Genomic DNA, 26,107 nt, shown 5'->3' on the forward strand with positions numbered 1-26,107 from the left:
ACCCCAAGATCCGTTAAGAAATTCTATACAAGAGGCGCAAAAAAACTCGTTGGCGACAAATTTTTTTCTTTTCTATTCTTCGCCGTATCCGATGACACGCCACCGTCATCCCGACGCCACCCCGATCTGCGACCGAACATCATGACGCCTTCCGAATTCCGCCAGTCCGTGCGCCACGGCGCGTTCCGCGGCCCGACCGCCGGCCACTGCGGCCCGTTTGCGCAAGCGAACCTCGCGATCCTGCCCGACGCGGCCGCGCACGATTTCCTGCGCTTTTGCCAGGCGAACCCGAAGGCATGCCCGCTGCTGGGCGTTGGCGAACCGGGCGCGTTCCGGATCGACGCGCTCGGCGAGGATCTCGACATCCGCACCGACGTGCCGAGCTACAACGTCTACCGTGACGGCCGGTTGACCGAGCGCGTCGAGTCGCTGGAAGCGCTGTGGCGCGACGACTTCGTCGTATTCGCGATCGGCTGCTCGTTCTCGTTCGAGGACATGCTCGCCCGCGAGGGGATCGGCCTGCGCCACGTCGAGGAGGGCCGCAACGTGCCGATGTACCGCACGTCGATCCCGAACCGTCGCGCGGGGATCTTCGGCGGCCAGCTGGTCGTGTCGATGCGGCCGATGCGCGGCGCCGACGCGATCCGCGCGGTGCAGATCACGAGCCGGTTCCCGGGCGTGCACGGCGCGCCGATCCATATCGGCCACCCGCAGGAACTCGGCATCGCGGACCTGAACGCACCCGAATTCGGCGACGCGGTGACGATCCGCGACGGCGAGCTGCCGGTGTTCTGGGCGTGCGGCGTGACGCCGCAAACCGCGCTGATGGACGCGAAGCTGCCGATCGCGATCGCGCATACGCCCGGCCACATGCTGATGACCGACATCACGAACGCGTCGCTGGCCGTATTCTGAAATCCGGGCCGGCAGAAAGACACGCATGACACACCGCACGCACGATCGCCATTCGAACGCGCATAACGACAGGAGTACCACCATGGAAAGCAAGACCCTCGCGGCGCCCGCCGCGGAGCCCGCGAGCCCCGAGCGCAGCGGCCTGTTCTCGTGGTACGCCGATGCGCAGCCGCGCGAGCGCCGCGCGTTCTGGAGCTGCAAGGTTGGCTACATGCTCGACGGGATGGACACGCAGATGCTGTCGTTCGTGATCCCGACGCTCGTCGCGACCTGGGGCATCTCGCTCGCGGACGCCGGCTTCATCGGCACGATCACGCTGCTCGCGTCGGCGCTCGGCGGCTGGATCGCCGGCATCCTGTCCGACCGGATCGGCCGCGTGCGCACGCTGCAGCTCACGGTGCTGTGGTTTGCGGTGTTCACCGCGCTGTGCGGGCTGGCGCAGAACTATCACCAGCTGCTCGCGGCACGCGCGCTGATGGGCTTCGGCTTCGGCGGCGAATGGACGGCCGGCGCCGTGCTGATCGGCGAAGTGATCCGCGCACGCGATCGCGGCAAGGCGGTCGGCCTCGTGCAGTCGGGCTGGGCGATCGGCTGGGGGCTGTGCGCATTGCTGTATGCGCTGCTGTTCTCGGTGCTGCCGGCCGAACAGGCGTGGCGCGCGCTGTTCCTCGTCGGGCTCGCGCCAGCGCTGCTGGTCGTCGCGATCCGCCGCTACGTGAAGGAGCCGGACGTCTACGAGAAGGAGAAGGCCGCGCAGGCGAAGGTGGCCGATGCGCCGCGCCTGACCGAGATTTTCGCGCCGAAGCTGATCACGACGACGCTGCGCGCGGCGCTGCTGACGACGGGCGCACAAGGCGGCTACTACGCGATCACGACGTGGCTGCCGACCTTCCTGAAGACCGAGCGTCACCTCACGGTGATGGGCACCGGCGGCTATCTCGCGATGATCATCTTCGGCTCGTGGGTCGGCTACCTGACGAGCGCGTACCTGACCGACCGCCTGGGCCGCAAGCCGAACTTCATCCTGTTCGCGGTCGGCTCGATGGTGATTGCGTTCGCGTACACGTCGCTGAACCTGACCAACGCGTCGATGCTGTGGCTCGGCTTCCCGCTCGGCTTCTTCGCATCGGGCATCTTCTCGGGGATGGGCGCGTTCCTCACCGAACTGTTCCCGACCCGCGTGCGCGGTTCCGGCCAGGGCTTCTGCTACAACGTGGGCCGCGCGATCGGTGCGCTGTTCCCGTTCCTGATCGGCGCGCTGTCCAAGCAGTACGGGCTCGGCACGAGTATCGGCATCTTCGCGGTCGCCGCATACGGCGTGGTGATCGTCGCCGCGCTGACGCTGCCCGAGACCCGCGGCCGCGAACTCGACGCCGCGTAAGCGGCAGGGCGGCCCGCCCTTCGTTTTCCTTCCCCTTTCATCGACACCGTGACACGGCGCGCGACGCGCGCCGTGCGGCGGCGTTCGTCCCTCGATTCAACGACGCATCGACCCGACATCATGACTGACCGACACCTTTCCCCCGTTCCCTCCGACGCCGCGCGCTGGCAATTCTGGATCGACCGCGGCGGCACCTTCACCGACATCGTCGCGCGCCGGCCCGACGGTACGCTCGTCACGCACAAGCTGCTGTCGGAGAACCCCGAGCAGTACCGCGATGCGGCCGTGGCCGGCATCCGCCACCTGCTCGGCCTCGCGGCAGGCGAGCCGATCACGCCCGCGCACGTCGACATGGTGAAGATGGGCACGACGGTCGCGACCAACGCGCTGCTCGAACGCAAGGGCGAACGCACCGCGCTCGCGACGACACATGGCTTTCGCGACGTGCTGCGCATCGCATACCAGAACCGGCCTCGCCTGTTCGATCTCGACATCGTGCTGCCCGACGCGCTGTATGAAACCGTCGTCGAGATCGACGAGCGCGTCGGCGCGCATGGCGACGTCGTCGTGCCGCTCGATGTTCAGGGAGCCGAAGCGTCGCTGCGCCGCGTGTTCGACAGCGGTGTGCGTGCGCTCGCGATCGTGCTGATCCACGGCTACCGCTACACCGCGCACGAACGCGCGCTGGCGGAGCTGGCGCGCCGCATCGGCTTCACGCAGGTGTCGGTGTCGCACGAGGTGTCGCCGTTGATGAAGATGGTGTCGCGCGGCGATACGACCGTCGTCGATGCGTACCTGTCGCCGATCCTGCGTCGCTACGTCGAGCAGGTCGCGCACGAGATGCCGGGCGTGAACCTGCAGTTCATGCAGAGCAGCGGCGGGCTGACGCGCGCCGATGCGTTCCAGGGCAAGGACGCGATCCTGTCCGGCCCGGCCGGCGGCATCGTCGGGATGGTGCGCGCCGCGCGCGCGGCCGGCTTCGGCCAGGTGATCGGCTTCGACATGGGCGGCACGTCGACCGACGTGTCGCACTACAACGGCGAGTTCGAGCGCGAGTTCGAGACGCAGGTGGCCGGTGTGCGGATGCGCGCGCCGATGATGAGCATCCACACGGTCGCCGCGGGCGGCGGCTCGGTGCTCGGCTTCGACGGCGCGCGGCTGCGCGTCGGGCCCGAATCGGCCGGCGCGAACCCGGGGCCGGCTGCGTACCGGCGCGGTGGCCCGCTAACGGTTACCGACTGCAACGTGATGCTCGGCAAGATCCAGCCCGATCATTTCCCGCGCGTGTTCGGCCCGCATGCGAACGAACCGCTCGACCGCGACGGCGTGGTCGCGAAGTTCGCGGCGCTCGCCGACGAGATCCATGCGGCGACCGGGCGGCGCGAGACGCCCGAGGCGCTGGCCGAAGGTTTCCTGGAGATCGCGATCGGAAGCATGGCGAACGCGATCAAGAAGATTTCCGTGCAGCGCGGCCACGACGTGTCGCGTTACGTGTTGACGACGTTTGGCGGCGCGGGCGGCCAGCACGCCTGTGGCGTGGCGGACGCGCTCGGGATGACGCAGGTGTTCGCGCATCCGCTCGCGGGCGTGCTGTCCGCGTACGGGATGGGCCTGGCCGACCAGACCGCGATGCGCGAGCGCGCGGTCGAGGCCGTGCTGTCCGGCGCATCGTTGCCGGCGCTGAACGCGGCGCTCGACCGGCTGGCCGACGAAGCCGTCGGCGCGCTGCTCGAACAGGGCGTGCCGCCGGAGCGGATCGCGACCGAGCGGCGCGTACACCTGCGCTACCAGGGCACCGATTCGGCACTCGACGTGCCGGCCGGCAGCGTCGACGCGATGCAGCAGGCGTTCGAGGCCGCCTACCGGCAGCGCTACGCGTTCCTGATGCCCGGCACGCCGCTCGTCGCCGAACTTGCGTCGGTCGAGGCGATCGGGCGCTCGGACGCACCGGTCGACATTGCGCCGCTGGCGCCGCGCGGGGCGGGTGAGGGCGCGACGCCGCGCGCCGATTCCGCGGTGCGCTTCTATTCCGGCGGCCAATGGCACGACGCGGCGCTGTACGTGCGCGACACGCTGCTCGCCGGCGACGCGATCGACGGCCCGGCGATCGTCGCGGAGAAGAACGGCACGACCGTCGTCGAGCCCGGCTGGCGTGCTGAAATGACCGCGCAGGGCAACCTCGTGCTGACGCGCACGACGCCGCTGCCGACGCGCCGCTCGCTCGGCACCGATGCCGACCCGGTGCGGCTCGAGATCTTCAACAACCTGTTCATGTCGATCGCCGAGCAGATGGGGCTGCGGCTGCAGAACACCGCGTACTCGGTGAACATCAAGGAGCGGCTCGACTTCTCGTGCGCGATCTTCGACGGCGACGGCAACCTGATCGCGAACGCGCCGCACATGCCCGTGCACCTCGGCTCGATGGGCGAGAGCATCCGCACGGTGATCGAGCGCAACCGCGACCGGATGCGCGACGGCGACGTGTTCATGCTGAACGACCCGTATCACGGCGGCACGCACCTGCCGGACGTGACGGTCATCACGCCGGTCTTTGCCGACGGCTCGGACACGCCGCTGTTCTACGTCGGCTCGCGCGGCCACCATGCGGACATCGGCGGGACGACGCCGGGCTCGATGCCGCCCGATTCGACGCATATCGACGAGGAAGGCGTGCTGATCGACAACTGGCAGCTCGTGTCGGCCGGCGTGCTGCGCGACGCCGACACGCGCGCGCTGCTCGCGTCGGGCCGCTACCCGGCGCGCAACGTCGAGCAGAACATGGCCGACCTGCGCGCGCAGGTCGCCGCGAACCAGAAGGGCGTCGACGAGCTGCGCCGGATGGTCGCGCAGTTCGGCCGCGACGTCGTGCTCGCGTTCATGGGGCACGTGCAGGACAACGCCGAAGAAGCCGTGCGGCGCGTGATCGGCGCGCTGCAGGACGGCGCGTACCGCTACCCGCTCGACAACGGCGCGGAGATTCGCGTCGCGATCCGCGTCGACCGCGCGGCGCGGTGTGCGGAAATCGATTTCACCGGCACGTCCGCGCAGCTCGACAACAATTTCAACGCGCCGAAGGCCGTCTGCATGGCCGCCGTGCTGTACGTGTTCCGCACGCTGGTCGGCGACGACATCCCGCTGAACGCCGGCTGCCTGAAGCCGCTGACGGTGATCGTGCCGGCCCGCTCGATGCTGAACCCCGAGTATCCGGCGGCCGTCGTGTCGGGCAACGTCGAGACGTCGTCCGCCATCACCAACGCGCTGTACGGCGCGCTCGGCTGCGTCGCATCGAGCCAGGGAACGATGAATAACTTCACATTCGGTAACGAGAAGGTCCAGTACTACGAGACGATCGCGGGCGGCAGCGGCGCGGGCGACGGTTTTGCGGGCGTCGGCGCGGTGCAGACGCACATGACGAACTCGCGGCTGACGGATCCGGAGGTGCTCGAATGGCGCTACCCGGTGCGGCTCGATTCGCACCGGATCCGTGCCGGGTCGGGCGGCGGCGGCCGCTGGCGCGGCGGCGACGGCGCGGTGCGGCGGATCCGCTTCCTCGAGCCGATGACCGCGTCGATCCTGTCGAACAACCGGATCCATGCGCCGTTCGGCGCGGCGGGCGGCGGCGCCGGCGCGCTCGGCCGCAACACGATCGAGCGGGCGGACGGCACGGTCGAGGCGCTCGACCATATCGGCCGCGCGCAGATGGCGCCGGGCGACGTGTTCGTCGTCGAAACGCCGGGCGGCGGCGGCTACGGCGTGGCCGGCTGATTCGAGCCCCCGGCGCGGATGCCCGCGCCGGGGGCTGAAAACATTGCAACGGACTGGGGAATAAAACCACGCATTCACGCGCAAACGGAATCAAAAATGGCCGAAAACCGGATCGCCGGAAAGCGATCCGACCCTGCCGGAACGGTGCGGAAGCGGTCGAATCCCGATATATCGGATCCGACCGGAAACGCCCGCCCGGCGGGGCTTTCGGTCAATCTCGCCGGCCCCGTTCCGCACTGCCGCAACCGATGTTTCGCACGCCGCCAATCATGAAAAATCCGGCTTGCCAATCGAGTCCCGATTCCTTGACACTCTGCTCTAAATGTGAGTGCCAATCCTCATCGTCATTTGATAAGATGGCTCTCATCATTCGTTAGGCAGAACCTGCGCGCATCACGCGCGAACGCCGGGTCGCATTAGCTGGAAACAAGTACGAGACGAGGACCGCTGTCACGGCAATCGCGGCTGCCCTGCCGGGAACGCGCACTGCGCGGCCCGGGGAGGCGGTCGGCCAACTCGCCTCCGTCTACACTGTGCGTTTTTTCTGGATCGGGGCGCTCCATGGATGACGAAAACGATAGCGCGGTGCTCGAGGCGCACGTCGGTACGCGCAGCCCCTGCTGGCGCCTCGGCAGCGACAGCAATGCGCTCGAGCTGGCCGCCGTGCGCGGCCTGACCAACGTCGCCGTCGCGCTGACGGGCGAGCAGGCCGCGCGCATCCGTGCGCTGACGGGCGTCACGTCGCATCTCGTGCTCGAGATCGCGCTGTTCGGCAATCCGGTCAGCCTCCATCTCGTCGGCAAGAAGCTCAACACGACCGACTGGGCCGGCACGGCGTCGGCCTATTCCGATACGGTGTCCGTCGCGGGCGATCTCGCGCACGGGCTCGCGTTCGCCGAGCAGGTCGTGTCCGAAGTGAATTCGCTCGTCGTGATCCTCGACCGCAACGGGATGGTCCAGCGCTTCAACCGCCTGTGCGAGGAAGTGACGGGCAAGCGCGAGGTCGACGTGATCGGCCGCAGCGCCTTCGAGCTGTTCATGAGCCCCGAGCAGGGCGCGCAGTCGCGCACCAACATCACGGGCTTTTTCGCGAGCAACCAGTCGTACGCGGTCGAGCGCTACATCAATACGGTCAACGGGCCGCGTCTGTTCCAGTTCCGCAACAAGTTCGTGCAGAGCGGCAGCGGCATCGAAGAGCAGTTCCTGATCTGCTCGGGCATCGACATCACCGAGGAGCGCACCGCGCAGCAGCGGCTCACCGAGCTGGCGAACACCGACGTGCTCACCGGGCTGCCGAACCGCCATGCGATCAGCGAGCAGATCCGCGCGGCGATCGACGCGGAGAGCCCCGACACGCGCGGCCAGGTCGGCATCCTGTTCCTCGACCTCGACAACTTCAAGCGCGTGAACGATCACTACGGGCACATCACCGGCGACCGCCTGCTGCAGGATGTGTCGTCGATCATCAGCGGCTGCCTGCCGTCCGGCGCGACGCTCGCGCGGCTCGGCGGCGACGAGTTCCTCGTGCTGTTCGAGCACGGCACGCGTCCGCTGCTCGAAGCGACCGCGCAGATCATCCTCGAGCGGCTGCGCACGCCGATCCACCTCGGGCTGATGGAGGTGTACACGAGCTGCTCGATCGGCATTGCGATGCATCCGCAGCACGGCGATTCGCTCGAGACGCTGATCCGCAGCGCCGACACCGCGATGTACGTCGCGAAGGAAGAAGGCAAGCATACGTACCGCGTGTTCTCGCTGGAGATGAACCAGAAGGTCGCGAAGTACATGTGGCTCGACACGAACCTGCGCAAGGCGCTCGAGGAAGAGCAGTTCGTGCTGCACTACCAGCCGGTCGTCGATATCGCGACGGGCGACGTGCACGGCGTCGAGGCGCTGATCCGCTGGCAGTCGCCCGATCGCGGGCTCGTCGCGCCGATCGAGTTCATCCGCTTTGCGGAGGAGTCGGGGCTGATCGCGCCGCTCGGGCGCTGGGTGATGCGTACCGCGGCCGCGCAGGCCGCAGCGTGGAAGGCGAAGGGGCTCGGCATCCGGATCGCAGTGAACGTGTCTGCGCGGCAGTTGCAGGACATGAACATCGTGCACCAGTTCGCGTCGATTCTCGACGGTGCGGGGCTCAAGCCCGGCCTGCTCGACATCGAGCTGACCGAGAGCTGCTTCATCGAGGACGAGGAATCGGCGATCGGGCTGATGCGGCAGTTTCGCCAGCTCGGCGCGGAGATCCATCTCGACGATTTCGGCACCGGCTATTCGTCGCTGTCGCAGCTGTCGCGCCTGCCGCTCGATGCGATCAAGCTCGACCGCACCTTCATCACCGGCATCGACCGCAATCCGCGCTCGCAGGCGCTGGTGCGCTCGGTCGTGTCGCTTGCGAAGGCGCTGAATTTCGCGGTGATCGCCGAAGGCGTCGAAACGCATGCGGAAGCCGATTTCCTCAAGCAGCTCGACGTCGATCACGCGCAGGGCTACTACTTCGCGCGGCCGATGCCGGCGCAGGCATTCGAGGCATGGCTCGCGGAGACGAGGAAGCTCAGGCTGATCGCCTGAGCATCGTTCGCCTGAGCGTCGTTCATGAAGGGGCGCCGCCCGCAAGCGGCGGCGCCCGTCGCGTTACACCGTGCGCAGCTTCGACACGCGCCGGTTCTGCAGCATCACGAGGCGTTCCATGTACGCGAGATCCTTCGGCTCGATCGTGAACGCCGCATGCACCCATGCTTCCGTGATGTCCATCAGCTCGGAGCGCGTCAGCTGGAACACCCGCTCGCGCGCGCGCAGCATCGCGCGCACGCCGTTCAGCTTCGGCTTCATCACGTCGATGAAGGTGCGCGTCGCGAGATACGCGTCACCCGCGTCGAACGTCTGGTCGACCAGGCCGCGATCCTCGTACCACTCGGCGGCGTGCGCTTCACCGGTCGCGATCAGTTGCTCCGCAATGCCCCGATCGGCCTTGCGTGCGACGAGCGAATAGCCGCCCATGCCGGGGAACAGGTTGAACGCGATCTCGGGGAACCCGAGCTTCACGCCCTTCTGCGCGAGCATGTAGTGATGCGCGAGCGCGGCCTCGAAACCACCGCCGAGCGCGCTGCCCTCGACCATCGCGATCGAGATCGCCCCGGTGCCGAAGCCCGTGTAGATCTCGTACACGCCGTCGATGCACGAGCGCGCGTAGGCCATCAACTGGTCACGCCGGCCGCTGCGGATCGCGTCGACGAAGAAGCTCAGGTCGCCGCCGACGTTGAACAGCTCGGGGACGAGCGAGCCCGTCACCCAGAAGTCGAACGTGAGGCCCGAGTCGCGTGCGACGCGCGCGAGATGGATGATGTCGGTAACGAGTTGTTGGTTAAAGCACGGCCGCGGCTCCGATCGCAGCATCATCCACATGACATTACGGCCCTCTTCGTAAAAGGCAGTCAGTTGCGACAGTTCGCCGGCTTCGTAAAACGGGCGGCACGCCGGATGGGATTGGAGTTGCATGGTATGTCCTCGTGAGATGTGGTTTTTGAAGACCGCCGCGCCCGGTGCCCTGCGGGGAATCGGGGTGCCCGCAGGGCGCCGGGGGCGAGGCATCGCCATTGTTGCGCGCACAAACTCGACGGATGTGTTGAGTGGGTCACCCGATCGCGCCGTCGGCGATCACGCGGCGGCGGGAAAGCCGGTTACACGCGAATGCATCGGTGCACGACCTGCGTGCAAGGCGGGAAGCCGGTTTCGGGCGGATTTGGCGCGGGACGGGCGTGACTTGGCGGGCTGCGAAGGTATTTCGCGTGTGAATCTATTTCGGGGCGGCCGGCAGCGACGGCGATGCAGAACGATCGTCGCTGCAACGGAAACCGGATGGCCGCGATCGCGGGGCGCGGCACCGTGACGTTGCACACGGCGCGGGCGATCGTGATCGGGGCATCGGCAACGAGACGTCGAATTCGTTCGTCATGCAGATCGATTGGCGAAATCGTCGTGGATCGATGCATGCGTCGGGCGTGCGTGACGTGCCGGTGGCCCGATCGGGTTCGGGCACGGGTCGCAGTACGGCCAGCGCACCCGGTGCAACGGCGTGGCATTCCGTACCGTCGGCTCGTCCGTCCGGGCCGCAATTCGGGCAGGGTATTCACCGATCGCGGCGCGGTTGCATCGAAATTTTTCGACGTTAGAATCCCGCGCGCGTCCTGATTGTGCCGCGCGAAGGCGCGCGCGGCGCCCCGCCCATCCTCATGTCGATGCGCGTTCACGGGAACTTGCCAGGATCGGCCCGGATCGGCCACCATTCGCTTCCGGCCCGACTGCGTCATCCCGCCGCGGTCCGGCCACATACCGACAGAAATGCCAGCTTGCACCGCGCGGCCGACCGAATCGGCGCGCGCGACCGGCTTGGAGGAGAACACCCATGTCAGAAAAACATCGGATCCTGGTGCTGGACGACGATCCGGAAGTGCGCGTCTGGCTGAAGAGCGTGCTGGAAGAGGCCGGATTCGACGTGTCGGCCGTCGACAGCGCGGCCCGGATGCAGCAGCAGCTCGCGGCCGCGCCGCACGCGCTCGTGATTCTCGACCTGAAGCTGCGCGGCGAGGACGGCCTGACGGTCGCCCGCGAGCTGCGGCGCCGGTCCGACGTATCGATCATCATGATCAGCGGCCTGGGCGACGAGACGGATCGGGTGCTCGGCCTCGAGACCGCGGCCGACGATTTCGTCACGAAACCGTTCTCCGGGCGCGAGCTGATCGCGCGGGTGCGCGCCCAGCTGCGGCGCACGATCGAGCTGTCGATGCCGCGCCCCGCGTCGAACGGCGGCGGCCCGCGCTACTGCTTCGACGGCTGGACGCTGGACCTGGCCGCGCGCACGCTGACGCACAACGGCGGCCCGTGCGCGCTGACGCAGGGCGAATTCGAGCTGCTCGCGGCGATGGTGCAGCAGCCGTCGCGAGTCTGGTCGCGCGACCAGTTGCTCGAACATACGCGCGGCTTCGGCATCGACGTGTACGACCGGACGATCGACGTGCTGATCCTGCGCCTGCGCCGCAAGATCGAGCCGAACCCCGAGCAGCCCACCTATATCCGCACGCAGCGTGGCATCGGCTACGTGTTCGCGGTGCCCGTCGTGCGCGTGTGATGCGATGCGCACGACGGTGAGGATGTTGCCGCCCTGGAGTGTCCGGGCCAAGCTGACCGCGACGTTTCTGCTGCTGTTCGGCATCACGCTCGCGGTCGTGGTGGTCGGCGTGCTCGGCATGCGCGCGAACCAGAACGCGCTCGACGAATACGAGGCGAACGTCGTGCCCGAGATCGCCCGCGCGCTCGAGCTGTCGGACAAGGTCGCACAACTCGCCGCGGTCGCGCCGAGCATGATGCTGACCGATTCGCCGGACCTGCTGCACAACGACACCGAGCTGATGCGAGGCCTGCTCGGCGATATCCGGCGGCTGTCGCCGGGCTTCGGCAAACAGCCGGGCCCCGCCGCGAAGGCGGGCGAGCAGCTCGCGGTGATCGACGATCTCGACGCGATCGACCAGGATCTCGCCCGGCTGCTGATCGTGTCGGGCCGGCAGCGACAGCTCAAGGAGGAGTTGAGCGCCCTGCGCCTCGCGAACGACCGCATCGGCGACGGCATCGCGCGCGACAAGAGCGTGATCGCGCAGCAGGCGCCGACGCTGCTCGAGATCTGGGCCCGTACGGCCGGTGCGCTGCAGGCGGCCAACGCGGCGGAGCTCGGCAGCGCGGAAAGCGACAACGAGGCACTGTGGCTGCGCGTGCGCGAACGCGCCGAAGACCGCCGCCAGCCGGTGCTTGCCGAGGCGCTGCAGCAACTCGACGGCGGCGCGCGCAGCGTGTTCGCGGTGCGCCGCGAGTTTCTGTCGAGCGAAGCGCAGACGGGTTATCTCGTCACGCTCCTGCGCGGCCACGCGGATCACCTGAGCGGCAAGTCGGCGCGCTACGTCGAGCGCTTGCGGCAGATCGCCAGCGAGCGCAGCGACAAGGTGCGCAAGGTCGCGGTCTCCAGCCAGTCGGGCCTGTTGCTGCTGGCCGTCGCGGGCGTCGTGGTGGCGTTGCTCGGCGTCGCGTATGCGAGCCGCATCCTGCACAAGCTGCAGGCGATGACGCGCGTGATGGCGCGACTCGCGAAAGGGATCACGTCCGACCGGATGCCGTCGACGCACCGGCCGGACGAGATCGGCGAGCTGGCGCGCGCGTTCGAGGTGTTCCGCACCAACCTGATCGAGAAGGAGCAACTGACCCACGGGCTCGAGTCGCAGCGCCGCCTGCAGGAGTCGGTGCTCAACTCGATGAACGACGGGGTGTCGGTTCACGACACGCACGGCAGCCTGATCGCGTGGAATCCGACCTTCGCGACGCTGCTCGGGATCGACCCGGGCACGCTGTACGCGGGCCTGTCGCTCGCGATGCTGCGGCAGGCCATGCATCAGCCCGCGCGCTGGCGCCAGGTGTCGCGCGAGACCGCGACCCGCACATCCGACGGCGCGCGCATCGCCGCGTCGGCCGAACTGCACCTGCGCGACCAGCGGACCCTCGAATTCCACTGCCAGCCGCTTCCGGACGGCGGCTGGGTGGCGGTCTGCCGCGACCTGACGAGCCGGCGTGCGGTCGAGGCCGAGTTGCGTCAGGCGCAGAAGATGGACGTGCTCGGCCAGTTGACGGGCGGCGTCGCGCACGATTTCAACAACTTCCTGGTCGCGATACTCGGCAACCTCGAACTGCTGCTGCCGCGGCTCGACGGCCAGCAGGATGCGCAGACGATGGCCGAGCGGGCGCGCCGCGCGGCCGAACGCGCGTCGCGGCTCACGCGGCGGCTGCTCGCGTTCGCGCGGCGCCAGCCGCTGCAGGCCGAACGCGTGTCGGTCAGGGCGATGCTCGCGGAGATGCTCGATCTCGTCGAATACTCGGCGGGCCAGCGGGTGGCCGTCGTGCTGGAGCCGGCCACCGACGCGATGTGGGTGAACGTCGACCGCGGCCAGCTCGAGAACGCCGTCCTCAACCTGGCGCTCAACAGCGCCGCCGCGATGCCGGACGGCGGGACGCTGGCACTGGCCGCGCGCCGCGCGCCGGCGTCCGACGGTGCGTCCGCGCCGCACGCGATCGTGCTGAGCGTCACCGACACGGGTTGCGGGATCGCCCCGGTGCTGCTCGACAAGGTAATCGAGCCGTTTTTCACGACCAAGGCGGCCGGCGAGGGGAGTGGGCTCGGGCTCAGCAGCGTCTACGGCTTCGTGCGCCAGAGCGGCGGCGATCTGCGCATCCACAGCGAGGTCGGCCAGGGCACGCGCGTGGAGCTGTGGCTGCCCGAGAGCGCGCCGCCCGAACGGCGCGCCGCGCCGGCCGTCACGGTGGCCGCGCCCGTTACCGGGCAGGCCGGTGCCCGTGTGCTCGTGGTCGACGACGATCCGGAGGTGCGCGACACGGCGCTCAGCCAGTTCGCGGCGCTCGGCGCGCGGGCCGACGCAGTGGCGACCGGCGACGCGGCATTGCGCTGGCTGGCCGAGCACGGCCCCGTCACGCTCGTGCTGTCGGACATCTCGCTCGGCGCGGGCGGCAGCGGCATCGCGTTCGCGGCGCGGCTCGCCGAGCGCTGGCCGGCGCAGCGCGTCGCGCTCACCTCGGGCTTGCCGCCCGAGATTCATCAGACCCATCCCGACTGGCGCGCCGACCTGCCGTTCGTGCCGAAGCCGTTCGATCTGGCGGCGCTCGCCGCGCTGCTGGGCTGACGCGCGACGGCGATTGTTTCGATTGTTAATGGCGCGGCGCGTTTCCGAAATTTTCGATTAACCGGACTGGAGTCTCATAGACCCACGGCACCCGGCGACGCGCTTGCGACACCGCGGCGCACGATTCGAACGATTCGAAAAAAACTGGAGACACCGAATGATGAAGCTCAAGGCAGGTTTGCTGACGATGGCGCTCGCGATGACGGCCGCCAGTGCCGGTGCGGCGACGCTGCGGATCGCATGCGGCGCAGCCGGCGTCGACCAGGACATTTGCCAGGTCTCGGCGAAGCGGTGGGCCGAGAAGACCGGCAACGAGGTCGAGTTCATCAGCATGCCCAATAACTCGAGCGAAACGCTGGCGCTCTATCAGCAACTGCTCGGCGGCGGCTCCGACAAGATCGACGTGATGCAGATCGACACGGTCTGGCCGGGCATCCTCGCGAACCACCTGATCGACCTGAAGCCGTACAGCAAGGGGCTGGAAAGCCAGTCGTTCCCGAGCATCGTCGCGAACGATACGGTGAACGGCAAGCTGGTCGCGATGCCGTGGTTCATCGATACGGGGCTGCTTTACTACCGCAAGGACCTGCTCGACAAGTACCGCGTGAAAGTGCCCGCCACGTGGGAGGAACTCGATGCCACCGCGCGCAAGATCCAGTCGGGCGAGCGCGCCGCCGGCAACGAGAAGGTCTGGGGCTACGTGTGGCAAGGGCGCGCATACGAAGGGCTGACCTGCGATGCGCTCGAATGGGTCAGCAGCTACAACGGCGGCACGGTGGTCGACGACAAGGGCCGCGTGACGATCGACAACCCGGGTGCGATCAAGGCGCTCGAGCAGTCGGCGAAATGGGTCGGCACGATCAGCCCGAAGGCCGTGCTGAACTACGGCGAGGAGGAAGCCCGCGGCGTGTTCCAGGCCGGCAACGCGGTGTTCATGCGCAACTGGCCGTACGCATGGGCGATCGCGAATCGCGCGGGCAGCCCTATCAAGGGCAAGGTCGGCATCGCGCCGCTGCCGAAGGGCGGCGCCGACGGCCGCCCGGCCGCCGCGCTGGGCGGATGGCAGCTCGCCGTGTCGCGCTACTCGCCGAACCCGAAACTGGCCGCCGATCTCGTGATGTACATGGCGAGCGCGGACGTGCAGAAGCTGCGGGCGATCCAGGGGTCGTACAACCCGACGATGCCGGCGCTCTACCGGGACAAGGACATCCTGCAGGCCAACCCGTTCATGGCCGATCTGCTGCCGACCTTCAGCACGGCGGTCGCGCGGCCGTCGACCGTGACCGGCGCGAAGTACAACCAGGTCAGCAACCAGTTCTGGAATGCCGCGCACGACGTGCTCGCCGGTAGCGACACCGCGGCGGGCGCGCTCGCGCGGCTCGCCGCCACGCTCAACCGGCTCGCGCCGGGCGGCAGCTGGCACTGAGCGCCGCGGCGCGCGATTGATCGATCGGGCCGGCTTCCGCAGGGCGCCGGCCTGACAGGAGACATCGAATGAGAACCGGAAGCATCGAAATGAGTAGCACTCCTGCATTCGTGCAGGCACCCGTGCGGGCCCGGGCCGGGCTTGCCCGCGCACGCCGGCGCCAGGCGTGGCTGCTGGTGGCGCCCGCGTTGCTCACGCTGGCGGCCATTGCCGGCTGGCCGTTGCTGCGCACGGCGTGGTTCAGCCTGACCGACGCGCAACTGTCCGACCTGTCGCAGCGTCATTTCGTCGGCCTCGACAACTATCTCGGCGCAGCGGGCGTGCTGCGCGACCCGGCGTGGTGGCAGGCCGTCGGCAATACCGTGCTGTTCGCCGTCGTGTCGGTCGTGCTCGAGACGGCCACCGGCCTCGGCGTCGCGCTGCTGCTGGACGTGCCGTCGCGGCTGCGGACGCTGCTGCGCGCGGCCGTGCTCGTGCCGTGGGCGATCCCGACCGTCGTGTCGGCGAAGATCTGGAGCTGGATGCTCAACGACCAGTTCGGGATCGTCAATGCGATGCTGATGTCGATCGGCGCGATCCAGGAGCCGCTCGCTTTTACCGCCGATGCGCGCCTCGTCTTCCCGACCATCGTGCTCGTCGATGTGTGGAAGACCACGCCGTTCATGGCGCTGCTGATGCTCGCCGCGCTGCAGACCGTGCCGCGCGATTGCTACGAGGCCGCGCGTGTCGACGGCGTGCCGCGCTGGCGCGTGTTCCGCTCGGTGACGCTGCCGCTGATCCTGCCGGGCGTGCTGGTCGCGATGATTTTCCGCTCGCTCGACGCGTTGCGCGTGTTCGACCTGATCTATGTGATGACGTCGAACAGCCGGATCACGAAAAGCATGTCGATCTATGTGCGCGAACAGCTGATCGATTTCCAGCAGGTCGGGTTCGGGTCGGCGTCGGCGATGTTGCTGTTCGTCACGATCGTGCTGTTCACCATCGGCTACATGGCGGTCAGCCGCCGCCGGATACAGGAGGCTTGACGTGAAGAAGCATCCGCTCGATATCGCGATTCACGGGCTGCTGTCGGCGCTCGTGCTGGTGATCGCGCTGTTCCCGTTCGTCTACATGATCGGTACGTCGATCAAGCATGGCGATGCGCTGTTCGACACGTCGCTGTTCCCGGCGAGCCCGTCGCTCGACAACTATCGCCAGTTGTTTCGCGACCAGCCGTTCGGCGCGTACCTGCTGAATTCGGCGCTCGTCGCGGGCGGGGCGGTCGCGCTGTCGCTCGCCGTGTCGGTGCTCGCCGCGTATGCGCTCGGCCGCGTGTCGTTCCGCGGGCGCGGCGTGCTGATGATGTGCATTCTCGGCGTGTCGATGTTTCCGCAGGTCGCGATCCTGTCGGGCCTGTTCGAGCTGGTCCGCTCGCTTGGCCTGTACGACCACCTCGGCGCGCTCGTACTGTCCGACCTGATCTTCACGCTGCCGTTCACGATCTGGATTCTCGTCACGTTCATGCGCGAGTTGCCGCGCGAGCTGGAGGAGGCGGCGCTCGTCGACGGCGTCGGCGTGTTCACGCTGATCTTCCGGATCTTCATGCCGCTGCTGCGGCCGGCACTGGCCGCGACGTCGCTGCTCGCGTTCGTGTCGGCCTGGAACGAGTTCCTGTTCGCGCTGACCTTCATGATCTCGTCGAGCCAGCGCACGGTGCCCGTCGCGATCACGATGATCTCGGGCGCGAGCAGCTACGAGTTGCCGTGGGGAACCATCATGGCCGCGTCGGTCATCGTCACCGTGCCGCTCGTGCTGCTGGTGCTGGTGTTTCAGCGGCAAATCGTCTCCGGCCTGACTGCCGGTGCGGTCAAGGGTTGACGCGTCTCGGCCCGAACAGGATCAAGAGGGAAAACATGAGTCAGATCAAGTTGAGCGGTCTTCGCAAGCAGTTCGGCACGACCCCCATCCTCAGCGACGTGAATCTCACGGTCGAGCCGGGCGAGTTCTGCGTCTTCATCGGCCCGTCGGGCTGCGGCAAGTCCACGTTGCTGCGGATCGTCGCCGGTCTCGAGGAACAGAGCGCGGGCGACGTATGGATCGACGGCCGCTGCGTCAACACGTTTGCGCCCGCGCAGCGCGACATCGCGATGGTGTTCCAGAGCTATGCGCTCTATCCGCACATGTCCGTCTACGAAAACATGGCCTTCGGCCTGCGTCACCTGCGCTTGCCGAAAGACGAGATCGACCGGCGGGTGCGGCTCGCTTCCGAATCGCTGCGCCTCGGCGAGCTGCTCGAACGCAAGCCCGGCGCACTGTCCGGCGGCCAGCGGCAGCGCGTCGCGATCGGCCGGGCGATCGTCCGCAAGCCGAAAGTGTTCCTGTTTGACGAGCCGCTGTCGAACCTCGATGCGGCGCTGCGCGTGAAGACGCGTGTCGAGATCGCGAAGCTGCACCGCAGCCTCGACAGCACCAGCATGATCTACGTGACGCACGACCAGGTCGAGGCGATGACGCTCGCCGACAAGATCGTGCTGCTGCGGCCGCTCGAAGGGCGCAGCGGGATCGCCAGCGTCGCGCAGATCGGCACGCCGCTCGACCTGTATCACCGTCCGGCGAGCCAGTTCGTCGCCGGATTCATCGGCTCGCCCGCGATGAACTTCCTGCCGGCAAGCGTCGCGGCGGCCGGCAGCGGCGAGGTTCGCGTGCTGGTCCGCGGCCATCCGCTCGGCGCCGACGTGTCCGGCGACGGCCTCGAGACGGGCGCCGGCGTGACCCTCGGCATCCGCCCCGAACACGTACGGGTCGGTACCGGCGCCGTGGCGGGTCAGGTCGCGCACGTCGAGCAGATGGGCGAACACACCTATCTGTATCTCGACACGCCGCTGTGCGACCAGCCGATCGTCGCGAAGACCGATGCCGCCGGCGCGCGGGTCGGCGAGCGCCTGCGCGTCGATCTGCCGGCCGCCGCGTCGCATCTGTTTCATCCGGACGGACGCGCGGCGGTACGCACGCCGCGCGAGCCTGCCGCACCGGCGCTCGCGATCGCCTGAGCGGCGCGCGGCACCCGGAACATCCGGCCACAGGTTTCAGGCGGTCAGGGCGCATGGCCGCTGTCGAATTGGCGCCAAATCATCGATAAAGGATAGTCATGCTAAATAAAAAACTTTCAGTGATCGTATGGAACGAGTTCGAGCACGAACGGGAGAACGCGGGTGTGCGCGCGATCTATCCCGACGGCCTGCACCGGGTGATCGCCAGCGCGCTTGCCGAGACGCCGGCGCTCGGCCACGGTGCATTGCCGCTCGAGATCGGCACCGCGACGCTCGACGAGCCCGAGCACGGCCTCAGCGAAGCGCGGCTTGCCGCGTGCGACGTGCTGATCTGGTGGGGGCACAAGGCGCACGCGAAAGTCTCCGACGAGATCGTCGAGCGCGTGCAGCGCCGCGTGCTCGAAGGGATGGGCCTGATCGTGCTGCATTCCGGGCACTTCTCGAAGATCTTCCGCCGCCTGCTCGGCACGAACTGCTCGCTGAAGTGGCGCGAGGCAGCGGAGAAGGAACGGCTGTGGGTCGTCGAGCCGTCGCATCCGATCGCGGCCGGGCTCGGCGAGTACTTCGAGCTGCAGCACGAGGAAATGTACGGCGAGCGTTTCGACATCCCGCAGCCGGACAGCACCGTGTTCATCTCGTGGTTCGAGGGCGGCGAGGTGTTCCGTTCGGGCTGCTGCTGGGAGCGCGGTCACGGCCGGATCTTCTATTTCCGCCCCGGGCACGAAGCCTACCCGACCTATCACGACCGCAACGTGCAGCGTGTGATCGCGAACGCGGTGCAGTGGGCCGCGCCGCGCGTGAACCTGGCCGACCGCTGCCCGAACTCGCCGCCGCTCGAGACGCTCAGCGAGAAGAGCGGGCAATTCGCGCACGTCGGTATCCAGCAGACCGCCGGAGACCTCGCATGAACGACGACTACAAGGTGGAACTGCCGGAAGCGGCGGCGATTGCGCGCGGCCGTCGCCTGCGCGTGGGCGTGATCGGGCTCGGGATCGGCCGCAAGCATATCGAAGGCTGGCGCGAGCATCCCGATGTCGACGTGGTTGCGATTGCCGACCCCGATGCGAAGCGGCTCGCGAAGGTCGGCGACGCGCTCGGCATCGATGCGCGCTACGCGTCGGCCGACGCGATGTTCGCGGCGGAGAAACTGGACGTCGTCAGCGTGTGCACGCCGAACAAGTTCCATCGCGAGCTGACGCTCGCCGCGTTCGACGCCGGCTGCCACGTGCTGTGCGAGAAACCGATGGCGATGAACGCGGACGAGGGGCGTGACATGCTGATCGCCGCGCATCGCGCCGGCAAGCGGCTGATGATCAATTTCTCGTACCGCTTCAGCGCGCAGTCGCGCGCGCTGAAGGCGCAGGTCGACAGCGGCCTGTTCGGCGATTTCTATTTCGGGCGCACGGTCTGGCATCGCCGGCGCGGGATGCCCGGATTCGGCGGCTGGTTCGGCACGAAGGCGCTGGCGGGCGGCGGGCCGCTGATCGATCTCGGCGTGCATCGTCTCGATCTCGCGCTGTGGCTGATGGGCTATCCGAAACCCGTGTGGGTGATGGGCAGCACCTACGATCCGATCGCGCGCGAACTGGCGGCGCGTGCGGGCAAGACGTTCGACGTCGAGGATCTCGCCGCCGCGCTGATCCGTTTCGACAACGGCGCGACGCTCGCGCTCGAGGCATCGTGGGCGACCAACATCCAGGAAGCGGAGCTGATGGAAACGCGTCTGCTCGGCACGCGTGCGGGGCTGCTGCAGAAGAACCTGAACGAGGGCTACACGTTCGACGCGCACGTGTTCATCGAGCAGAACGGCGCGCAGTTCGACATGCGGCTGAATCCGCCCGCGGAGGGCGCGCATTCCGCGATGTACGACTACGCGGAAGCGATCCTGTGCGACGTCCCGCATCCCGCCCCCGGTGAAGAAGGTCTGATCGTGATGGAAATTCTCGACGCGATCTATGCGAGCGCGGCCGCGGGCGAGCCTATCCGCATTCACGCGCCGGGACCGGCGGCCGTCGACGCGTCGCCGGTAGTGGACCTCGACGTCGCGGGCTGACGTCGCGGGTTGGATTCGTACCGGGCCGGCGCGCGGAGCGTCCGCCACGCCGGCCCGTCGGCAGCATGACGGACGACGCAGCACATACACCTATTCGATGACGCCGCGCATCGCACGCGACGCACTGACAACGTTTGGAGACACGTTCATGATCGACGAAGCAGGCCGCGTCGCGCGCGGCCCGGCACGCACCCCGTTCAGGCTCACGCGGCTCGCCGCCGCTTTCTCGCTCGCGGTCGCATCGGCCGCGCTGCACGCGGCGCCGGATCCGGCGACGACCCTCGCCGCGGACAGCGCACCGGGCGGCCTCTCGCAGGCCACCGGCGTCGTACCGGCCGACACGAGCCCCGCCAACGTGGCGACGCCGACGCCGTCGTCGGCCTGGAACCAGCTGACGCCGTGGACGCAGTTTCACGGCTACCTGCGGGCCGGTGTCGGGACCAGCGACAGCCATTCGCAGGCCTGCTTCCAGTTGCCGGGTGCGCAGAGCAAATACCGGCTCGGCAACGAATGCCAGGTTTACAGCGAGCTGGAGATCGACCAGACGCTGTACAAGTTCTCGAACGGCATGCAGCTGTCGGCGGTGGGGATGGCGAGCCTCGTCAACGATCTCGATCGCGCGCCGACCTTCAATGGCGATCACGGCCGCGTGCGCCTGCCGCAGTCGTACGTGCAGCTCACGAACCTTCCGGGGCTCGACGACATGCGGATCTGGTTCGGGCGCATCTACTACCGGCGCAACGACGTCCACATGAACGACTTCTATTACTGGAACCCGAGCGGCCTCGGCGCGGGCATCGAGAACGTGCCGATCGGCGGCGGCCTGAAGCTCAGCTATGCGTTGTTCCGCGAGGATTACATCGACCAGCCCAACTACGCGACGCGCCACGACCTGCAGCTGTCGGGCGTACGCCCGAACCCCGGCGGCGAACTGCAGTTCGGGCTGTCGTACATCCCGGCCCGCGCGCCGGTGCTGAACACGAGCGGCGTGCTGCAGGACGCGCACGGCGGCTGGTCGTTCACGGTTCAGCACATACAGACCAACCTGCTCGGCGGCAAGAACAAGCTCGCGTTCCAGTACGGCGTCGGTCCGGGCACGGGCCTGGGCTACACGGGAACGCTGACCAACGACAACCGCTACAAGAGTGTCCGCGTACTCGACGCGTTCGACTGGCAGGCCACGCGCGACTTCAGCGGACAGGTGGTCGGCATCTACCAGCGCGACATCGCGCCGTCGGGCGGGTCGCAGACCTGGATATCGATGGGCGTGCGGCCGGTATACGCGTTCACGCAGCACATCAAGCTGCAGGGCGACCTCGGGCACGATCGCGTAACGCCGTCCGGCGGCCCGACGCGCACGCTGCTGAAGGCGAGCGTCGCGCTGACGCTTGCGATGGACCGCTCGTTCTGGTCGCGGCCGGAATTCCGCGTGTTCTACACGTATGCGCGCTGGAACCAGGCCGCGCAGGATGCGGCGGCGCCCGGCGATCCGCTGTCGACGACGGGCATCTTCGGCACGTCGCGCACGGGCTCGACCGTCGGCGCGCAAGTCGAATGGTGGTGGTGAGCGCGATGACGGAACGCTGTACGACGATATCGATGGGGGCCGATGCCGTGCCGTTCTCGCGCATCGTGTTCGGGATGTGGCGGATCGGTGACTGGGCGTTGTCGGTCCGCGCGCGACGTGAGCTGATCGAGGCGGCGCTGGAACTCGGCGTGACGAGCTTCGACCATGCGGACATCTATGGCGACTACATGGCCGAGGGCCTGTTCGGCGACGTGCTGGCCGATGCGCCGCACTTGCGCGAACGGATGCAGATCATCACGAAGTGCGGGATCCGGCTCGTGTCCACGCGTCGGCCCGCGCACGGCATCAAGCACTACGACACGCGCGCCGCGCATGTCGTCGCGTCGGTCGAGCAGTCGCTGCGCGCGCTGCGTACCGACCGGCTCGATCTGTTGCTGCTGCATCGTCCCGATCCGCTGATGGATGCCGACGAAGTCGCCGCGACCTTCGCCGCGCTTCGGCGGGACGGCAAGGTGAGGGCGTTCGGGGTATCGAACTTTACGCCGGCGCAGGCTGCGTTGCTGCAGGACCGCATGGCGGCGCACGGCATGTCGCTCGCGACGAACCAGGTCGAATGCTCGCTACTGCATCTCGCGCCGCTCGACGACGGCACGTTCGACCAGGCGCAGCGCTGGCGCTGTCCCCCGATGCTGTGGTCGCCGCTCGCGGGCGGACGGCTGCTGACGGAGGCGTCGCCTGCCGCGACGCGGGTGCGCGAGCGCGCGGCGCGGATCGGCGATGCGCTCGGCGTACCCGCGACGACGGTGCTGTTCGCGTGGCTGCTCGCGCTGCCGTGCCGGCCGCTGCCGATCGTCGGGTCGAGCCGGATCGCGGCGCTGCGCGAAGCGGTAGCGGCGACCGGCATCGCGCTCGGGCGCGAGCACTGGTTCGAACTGCTGGACGCGGCGCGCGGCGTGGAGGTGCCATGACCATTGCGATCGACACACGATGACAATTCGGGAGATGGGATGAGCGTAGCAACCCTCAACGGGGACCCGGTCGCGCCGCGCGGCGTGCGCGCCGGCGAACCCCGCTTGCTGGCGGACATCGGCGGCACGCATGCGCGCTTCGCGCTGGAGACCGCGCTCGGCGGAATCGGCGACGTGCGCGTCTATCGATGCAGCGCCCATGCCGGCATGGACGATGCGGTGCGCGCGTTCCTGCGCGACATGGGCGGCGCACGGGTGCGGAACGCGGCGATCGCGATCGCCAATCCCGTGGACGGCGACATGGTCAGCATGACCAATCATGACTGGCGCTTCTCGATCGACGCGACGCGCCGCGCGCTCGGATTCAACACGCTGCATGTCTTCAACGACTTCGCGGCGCTGGCGATGGCCGTGCCGCATCTGCCAGCGGGACAACGGCGGCAGGTCGGCGGCGGGCACGCGGCGCCCGCGGGTACGATCGGCGTGCTCGGCGCGGGAACGGGGCTGGGCGTCTCGGCGCTCGTGCGCGCGGGCGATGGATGGGTGCCGTTGTCCGGCGAGGGCGGGCATGTGTCGTTCGCGCCCGCCGATGCACGCGAGGCCGACGTGCTGCAGTACGCGCGGGCGCGCTGGCCGCACGTGTCGTTCGAGCGGCTGGTCGCGGGGCCCGGCATCGCGGTGATTCACGCGGCGCTCGCTGCGCGCGATGGCTGCGACGCGCCACGGGCCGACGCAGCCGATACGGCCGCGATCATCGATCGCGCGCTCGCCGGCGACGCACGCTGCATGGCGACCCTGGATTGCTTCTGCGGGATGCTCGGCACGTTCGCGGGCAATCTGGCGCTGACGCTCGGCGCGACCGGCGGCATCCATATCGGCGGGGGCGTCGTGCCGCGCCTCGGGGTATTGTTCGATGCATCGCCATTTCGAGCCCGCTTCGAGGCGAAGGGCCGCTTTGCCGGTTATCTTGCGAAGATTCCGACCTTCGTGATCACCGCGCCGCATCCGGCCTTCGTCGGCGTGTCGCGCCTGCTCGCCCGCGCGTTGGGCGAGGCCGGCTGACGCGAGTCCGGCTCGCAGGGTTGTATTGCGACTGTCTGCAACGCGTCGGCATGTTGAAAGCAACCCCTCGCACGACGCGCCCTATGGAATACGCCGACTGGAAGTTGTCCCGGAACTCATTTAGTTTTAGAGGAGTGTCGCCGAGGCGTCGTGCGTTCCGGAGGAATCGTGACCGCATTCCAGAAGGTGTGGCAGTTGCTCGTCGGAAAGCCGCTCGACCCGCTCGATCCGCGCACGAGGCATGCGATCGCCGTCACGCCGCTGCTCGCCTGGGTCGGGCTCGGCGCCGACGGGCTGTCGTCGTCGTGCTACGGCCCGGAGGAGGCGTTTCTCGCGCTCGGCCAGCACCACGCGCTCGCGCTGTTCCTCGCCCTCGCGACGGCGGCGACCGTGTTCATCATCGCGCTCGGCTACAACCAGGTGATCGAGCTGTTCCCGACCGGCGGCGGCGGCTACCGGGTCGCGACGTCGCTGCTCGGGTCGAAGCCGGGGCTGGTATCGGGCGCGGCGCTGCTGGTCGACTACGTGCTGACCGTCGCGACGTCGCTCGCGAGCGGTGTCGATGCGTTCTTCAGCCTGCTGCCGGTCAGCGCGCAGGCGTTCAAGCTCACGACCGAGATCGTGCTGATCCTGATGATGACGGGGCTCAATTTCCGCGGGATGCGCGAATCGATCATGGTGCTGCTGCCGATCTTCATCGGCTTCGTGATCCTGCACTTCGGGCTGATCGTGTACGGCGTCGCCGTGCACGGCGGCAGCCTCGCGATGGTGGTGCCCGATGCGGTGCACGAAGCGCACGGCATGTCGCAGTCGCTCGGCCTGTTCGTGCTGCTCGCGTTGCTGATGCGCGCGTTCTCGCTCGGCGGCGGCACGTATACCGGCCTCGAGGCCGTGTCGAACAACGTCAACATGCTGGCCGATCCGCGCGTGCCGAACGGCAAGGTGACGATGTGGTACATGTCGACGTCGCTCGCGTTCACGGCCGGCGGCATCATCCTGCTGTACATGCTGTGGCACGCGAAGCCCGTCGACGGCGAGACGCTCAACGCAGTCGTGTTCGGCAGCGTGATCGACCATCTTGGGCTCGGCTCGGCGTTCGCGCGCCACGCATTGCTCGCGGCCGTGCTCGCGTTCGAGGCCGGGCTGCTGCTGGTCGGCGCGCAGACGGGCTTCCTCGACGGCCCGGCCGTGCTGTCGAACATGGCGTCGGATTCGTGGGTGCCGCGCCATTTCCGCGACCTGTCGGGGCGCCTCGTGCGGCAGAACGGCATCATCGTCGTCGGGCTGTCGAGCCTGCTGATCCTCTTGTGGACGCACGGCAACGTCGACGTGCTCGTCGTGCTGTACAGCATCAACGTGTTCCTCACGTTCAGCATGTCGCTGCTCGGGCTGTGCACGTACTGGTGGCATCATCGCAGCCAGCAGGGCTGGTTCAAGCACTTCTTCCTGTCGGCGCTCGGGCTGAGCGTGACGGCCACCGTGCTCGTCATCACGCTGATCGAGAAGTTCACGGCGGGCGGCTGGCTCACGGTGCTCGTGACGAGCGCGGTGATCGCGCTGTGCTTCATGATCAACCGCCACTATGCGTATACGCGTGCGCAGCTCGCGAAGGAAGATGCGTTGTTCTCCGGCAAGCCGCCCGAAATCGACGAGGCGACCGCGCCGGGCAAGCCCGATCCTTCGCAACCGACGGCCGTGCTGCTGGTCGGCAAGCATCGCGGCGCGAGCATGCACGCGCTGCTGTGGGTCAACCGGCTGTTTCCCGGGCACTTCCGCAACGTGATCTTCCTCGCGGTCGGCGAGGTCGATGCGAAGGCATACGACGGGCACGAACATCTCGAACGGCTGCGTCACTCGATCACCGAAGCGCTGGACTACTACGTCGCGCACTGCCGTCGCAGCGGCATCGCGGCCGACTACCGGATCGCGTTCGGCACGAACCCCGTCGTCGAGTTCATGAACCTCGCGTCGTCGACGCTCGACGAGTACCCGAACGCCGTGTGCTTCGCGAGCAAGCTGATCTTCCGGCGCGTGAATTTCCTCACGGCCTGGCTGCACAACCAGACGCCCGTCGAGCTGCAGGCACGCCTGCACGTCGAGGGCAAGCAGATGGTGTTGTTGCCGATGAACGTCGGGTAGCGGGCGCGTGAAACGGCTCCTCCGGTCGATGAAAACGATTCGATCTGACGTGTCGCGTCAGATCGTAAGCAATAGGAAACAATGCTCCGGTTTCGCCGGAAAGATTTGATA

Annotated in this window: 16 protein-coding genes and 1 pseudogene; 16 read left to right on the top strand and 1 reads right to left on the bottom strand. The window is 68.0% G+C overall.

Features of this window, described 5'->3' with window-relative positions:
- Positions 1-141 precede the first annotated feature (141 nt).
- From OHZ10_RS21520 to pdeR, 4 genes are all read left to right on the top strand, one after another.
- Positions 142-915 carry a putative hydro-lyase gene (locus OHZ10_RS21520; RefSeq protein ID WP_059237624.1) on the top strand — a complete coding sequence of 258 codons (774 nt, stop codon included), beginning with the start codon at positions 142-144 and terminating at the stop codon, positions 913-915.
- Between the two features lie 82 nt (positions 916-997).
- The gene (locus tag OHZ10_RS21525) at positions 998-2,296 is read left to right on the top strand and encodes an MFS transporter (RefSeq protein ID WP_059237623.1); all 1,299 of its coding nucleotides are present in this window, start codon (positions 998-1,000) and stop codon (positions 2,294-2,296) included.
- 120 nt (positions 2,297-2,416) lie between these two features.
- Positions 2,417-6,061, top strand: a complete 3,645-nt coding sequence (locus OHZ10_RS21530) for a hydantoinase B/oxoprolinase family protein (RefSeq protein ID WP_059237622.1) — start codon at positions 2,417-2,419, stop codon at positions 6,059-6,061.
- Positions 6,062-6,622: 561 nt separating this feature from the next.
- On the top strand, positions 6,623-8,626 hold the full coding sequence (gene pdeR / locus OHZ10_RS21535) for a cyclic di-GMP phosphodiesterase (RefSeq protein ID WP_059237621.1): 2,004 nt from the start codon (positions 6,623-6,625) through the stop codon (positions 8,624-8,626).
- 63 nt (positions 8,627-8,689) lie between these two features.
- Here pdeR and OHZ10_RS21540 read toward each other — a convergent pair whose 3' ends face one another.
- Complete coding sequence (locus tag OHZ10_RS21540) at positions 8,690-9,553, bottom strand: crotonase/enoyl-CoA hydratase family protein (RefSeq protein WP_059237620.1); 864 nt, start codon at positions 9,551-9,553, stop codon at positions 8,690-8,692.
- A gap of 907 nt (positions 9,554-10,460) precedes the next feature.
- Here OHZ10_RS21540 and OHZ10_RS21545 point away from each other — a divergent pair.
- The 12 genes and pseudogenes from OHZ10_RS21545 (at position 10,461) to OHZ10_RS21600 (ending at position 25,996) form a co-directional block, all read left to right on the top strand.
- Positions 10,461-11,183: a winged helix-turn-helix domain-containing protein gene (locus OHZ10_RS21545; RefSeq protein WP_059237619.1), complete on the top strand. Its 723-nt coding sequence runs from the start codon at positions 10,461-10,463 to the stop codon at positions 11,181-11,183.
- Positions 11,184-11,205: 22 nt separating this feature from the next.
- Positions 11,206-13,791 carry an ATP-binding protein gene (locus OHZ10_RS21550; RefSeq protein ID WP_226196979.1) on the top strand — a complete coding sequence of 862 codons (2,586 nt, stop codon included), beginning with the start codon at positions 11,206-11,208 and terminating at the stop codon, positions 13,789-13,791.
- A gap of 157 nt (positions 13,792-13,948) precedes the next feature.
- The gene (locus tag OHZ10_RS21555) at positions 13,949-15,217 is read left to right on the top strand and encodes an ABC transporter substrate-binding protein (RefSeq protein WP_342705748.1); all 1,269 of its coding nucleotides are present in this window, start codon (positions 13,949-13,951) and stop codon (positions 15,215-15,217) included.
- 89 nt (positions 15,218-15,306) lie between these two features.
- The gene (locus OHZ10_RS21560; protein ID WP_342705749.1) at positions 15,307-16,242 is read left to right on the top strand and encodes a sugar ABC transporter permease; all 936 of its coding nucleotides are present in this window, start codon (positions 15,307-15,309) and stop codon (positions 16,240-16,242) included.
- Position 16,243: 1 nt separating this feature from the next.
- Complete coding sequence (locus OHZ10_RS21565) at positions 16,244-17,074, top strand: carbohydrate ABC transporter permease (RefSeq protein WP_059237616.1); 831 nt, start codon at positions 16,244-16,246, stop codon at positions 17,072-17,074.
- Between the two features lie 35 nt (positions 17,075-17,109).
- Positions 17,110-18,246: an ABC transporter ATP-binding protein gene (locus OHZ10_RS21570; RefSeq protein ID WP_059237615.1), complete on the top strand. Its 1,137-nt coding sequence runs from the start codon at positions 17,110-17,112 to the stop codon at positions 18,244-18,246.
- 98 nt (positions 18,247-18,344) lie between these two features.
- The gene (locus tag OHZ10_RS21575; protein WP_059237614.1) at positions 18,345-19,154 is read left to right on the top strand and encodes a ThuA domain-containing protein; all 810 of its coding nucleotides are present in this window, start codon (positions 18,345-18,347) and stop codon (positions 19,152-19,154) included.
- Positions 19,151-20,299: a Gfo/Idh/MocA family protein gene (locus tag OHZ10_RS21580; protein ID WP_174992880.1), complete on the top strand. Its 1,149-nt coding sequence runs from the start codon at positions 19,151-19,153 to the stop codon at positions 20,297-20,299. The genes OHZ10_RS21575 and OHZ10_RS21580 overlap by 4 nt, the downstream gene beginning before the upstream one ends.
- Before the next feature lie 148 nt (positions 20,300-20,447).
- Positions 20,448-21,866: a maltoporin gene (locus OHZ10_RS21585; protein WP_226196981.1), complete on the top strand. Its 1,419-nt coding sequence runs from the start codon at positions 20,448-20,450 to the stop codon at positions 21,864-21,866.
- Between the two features lie 5 nt (positions 21,867-21,871).
- Entirely contained in the window at positions 21,872-22,795 is a 924-nt protein-coding gene (locus tag OHZ10_RS21590) for an aldo/keto reductase (RefSeq protein WP_342705750.1), read from the top strand.
- A gap of 39 nt (positions 22,796-22,834) precedes the next feature.
- Positions 22,835-23,842 (top strand): annotated as a pseudogene (locus OHZ10_RS21595) (glucokinase); the annotation flags it as partial.
- Positions 23,843-24,025: 183 nt separating this feature from the next.
- Positions 24,026-25,996, top strand: coding sequence for an APC family permease (locus tag OHZ10_RS21600; protein WP_059237610.1), 1,971 nt, complete (start codon positions 24,026-24,028; stop codon positions 25,994-25,996).
- The last annotated feature ends 111 nt before the right edge of the window (positions 25,997-26,107 follow it).

The organism is Burkholderia arboris (assembly GCF_038723655.1).
Classification (GTDB): domain Bacteria; phylum Pseudomonadota; class Gammaproteobacteria; order Burkholderiales; family Burkholderiaceae; genus Burkholderia; species Burkholderia arboris.

Bases quoted from the DNA above. Each gene is read 5' to 3' on its own strand.
- OHZ10_RS21520 (WP_059237624.1), top strand. From the start codon at position 142: ATGACGCCTTCCGAATTCCGCCAGTCCGTGCGCCACGGCGCGTTCCGC.
- OHZ10_RS21525 (WP_059237623.1), top strand. From the start codon at position 998: ATGGAAAGCAAGACCCTCGCGGCGCCCGCCGCGGAGCCCGCGAGCCCC.
- OHZ10_RS21530 (WP_059237622.1), top strand. From the start codon at position 2,417: ATGACTGACCGACACCTTTCCCCCGTTCCCTCCGACGCCGCGCGCTGG.
- pdeR (WP_059237621.1), top strand. From the start codon at position 6,623: ATGGATGACGAAAACGATAGCGCGGTGCTCGAGGCGCACGTCGGTACG.
- OHZ10_RS21540 (WP_059237620.1), bottom strand. From the start codon at position 9,553: ATGCAACTCCAATCCCATCCGGCGTGCCGCCCGTTTTACGAAGCCGGC.
- OHZ10_RS21545 (WP_059237619.1), top strand. From the start codon at position 10,461: ATGTCAGAAAAACATCGGATCCTGGTGCTGGACGACGATCCGGAAGTG.
- OHZ10_RS21550 (WP_226196979.1), top strand. From the start codon at position 11,206: ATGTTGCCGCCCTGGAGTGTCCGGGCCAAGCTGACCGCGACGTTTCTG.
- OHZ10_RS21555 (WP_342705748.1), top strand. From the start codon at position 13,949: ATGATGAAGCTCAAGGCAGGTTTGCTGACGATGGCGCTCGCGATGACG.
- OHZ10_RS21560 (WP_342705749.1), top strand. From the start codon at position 15,307: ATGAGTAGCACTCCTGCATTCGTGCAGGCACCCGTGCGGGCCCGGGCC.
- OHZ10_RS21570 (WP_059237615.1), top strand. From the start codon at position 17,110: ATGAGTCAGATCAAGTTGAGCGGTCTTCGCAAGCAGTTCGGCACGACC.
- OHZ10_RS21575 (WP_059237614.1), top strand. From the start codon at position 18,345: ATGCTAAATAAAAAACTTTCAGTGATCGTATGGAACGAGTTCGAGCAC.
- OHZ10_RS21580 (WP_174992880.1), top strand. From the start codon at position 19,151: ATGAACGACGACTACAAGGTGGAACTGCCGGAAGCGGCGGCGATTGCG.
- OHZ10_RS21585 (WP_226196981.1), top strand. From the start codon at position 20,448: ATGATCGACGAAGCAGGCCGCGTCGCGCGCGGCCCGGCACGCACCCCG.
- OHZ10_RS21590 (WP_342705750.1), top strand. From the start codon at position 21,872: ATGACGGAACGCTGTACGACGATATCGATGGGGGCCGATGCCGTGCCG.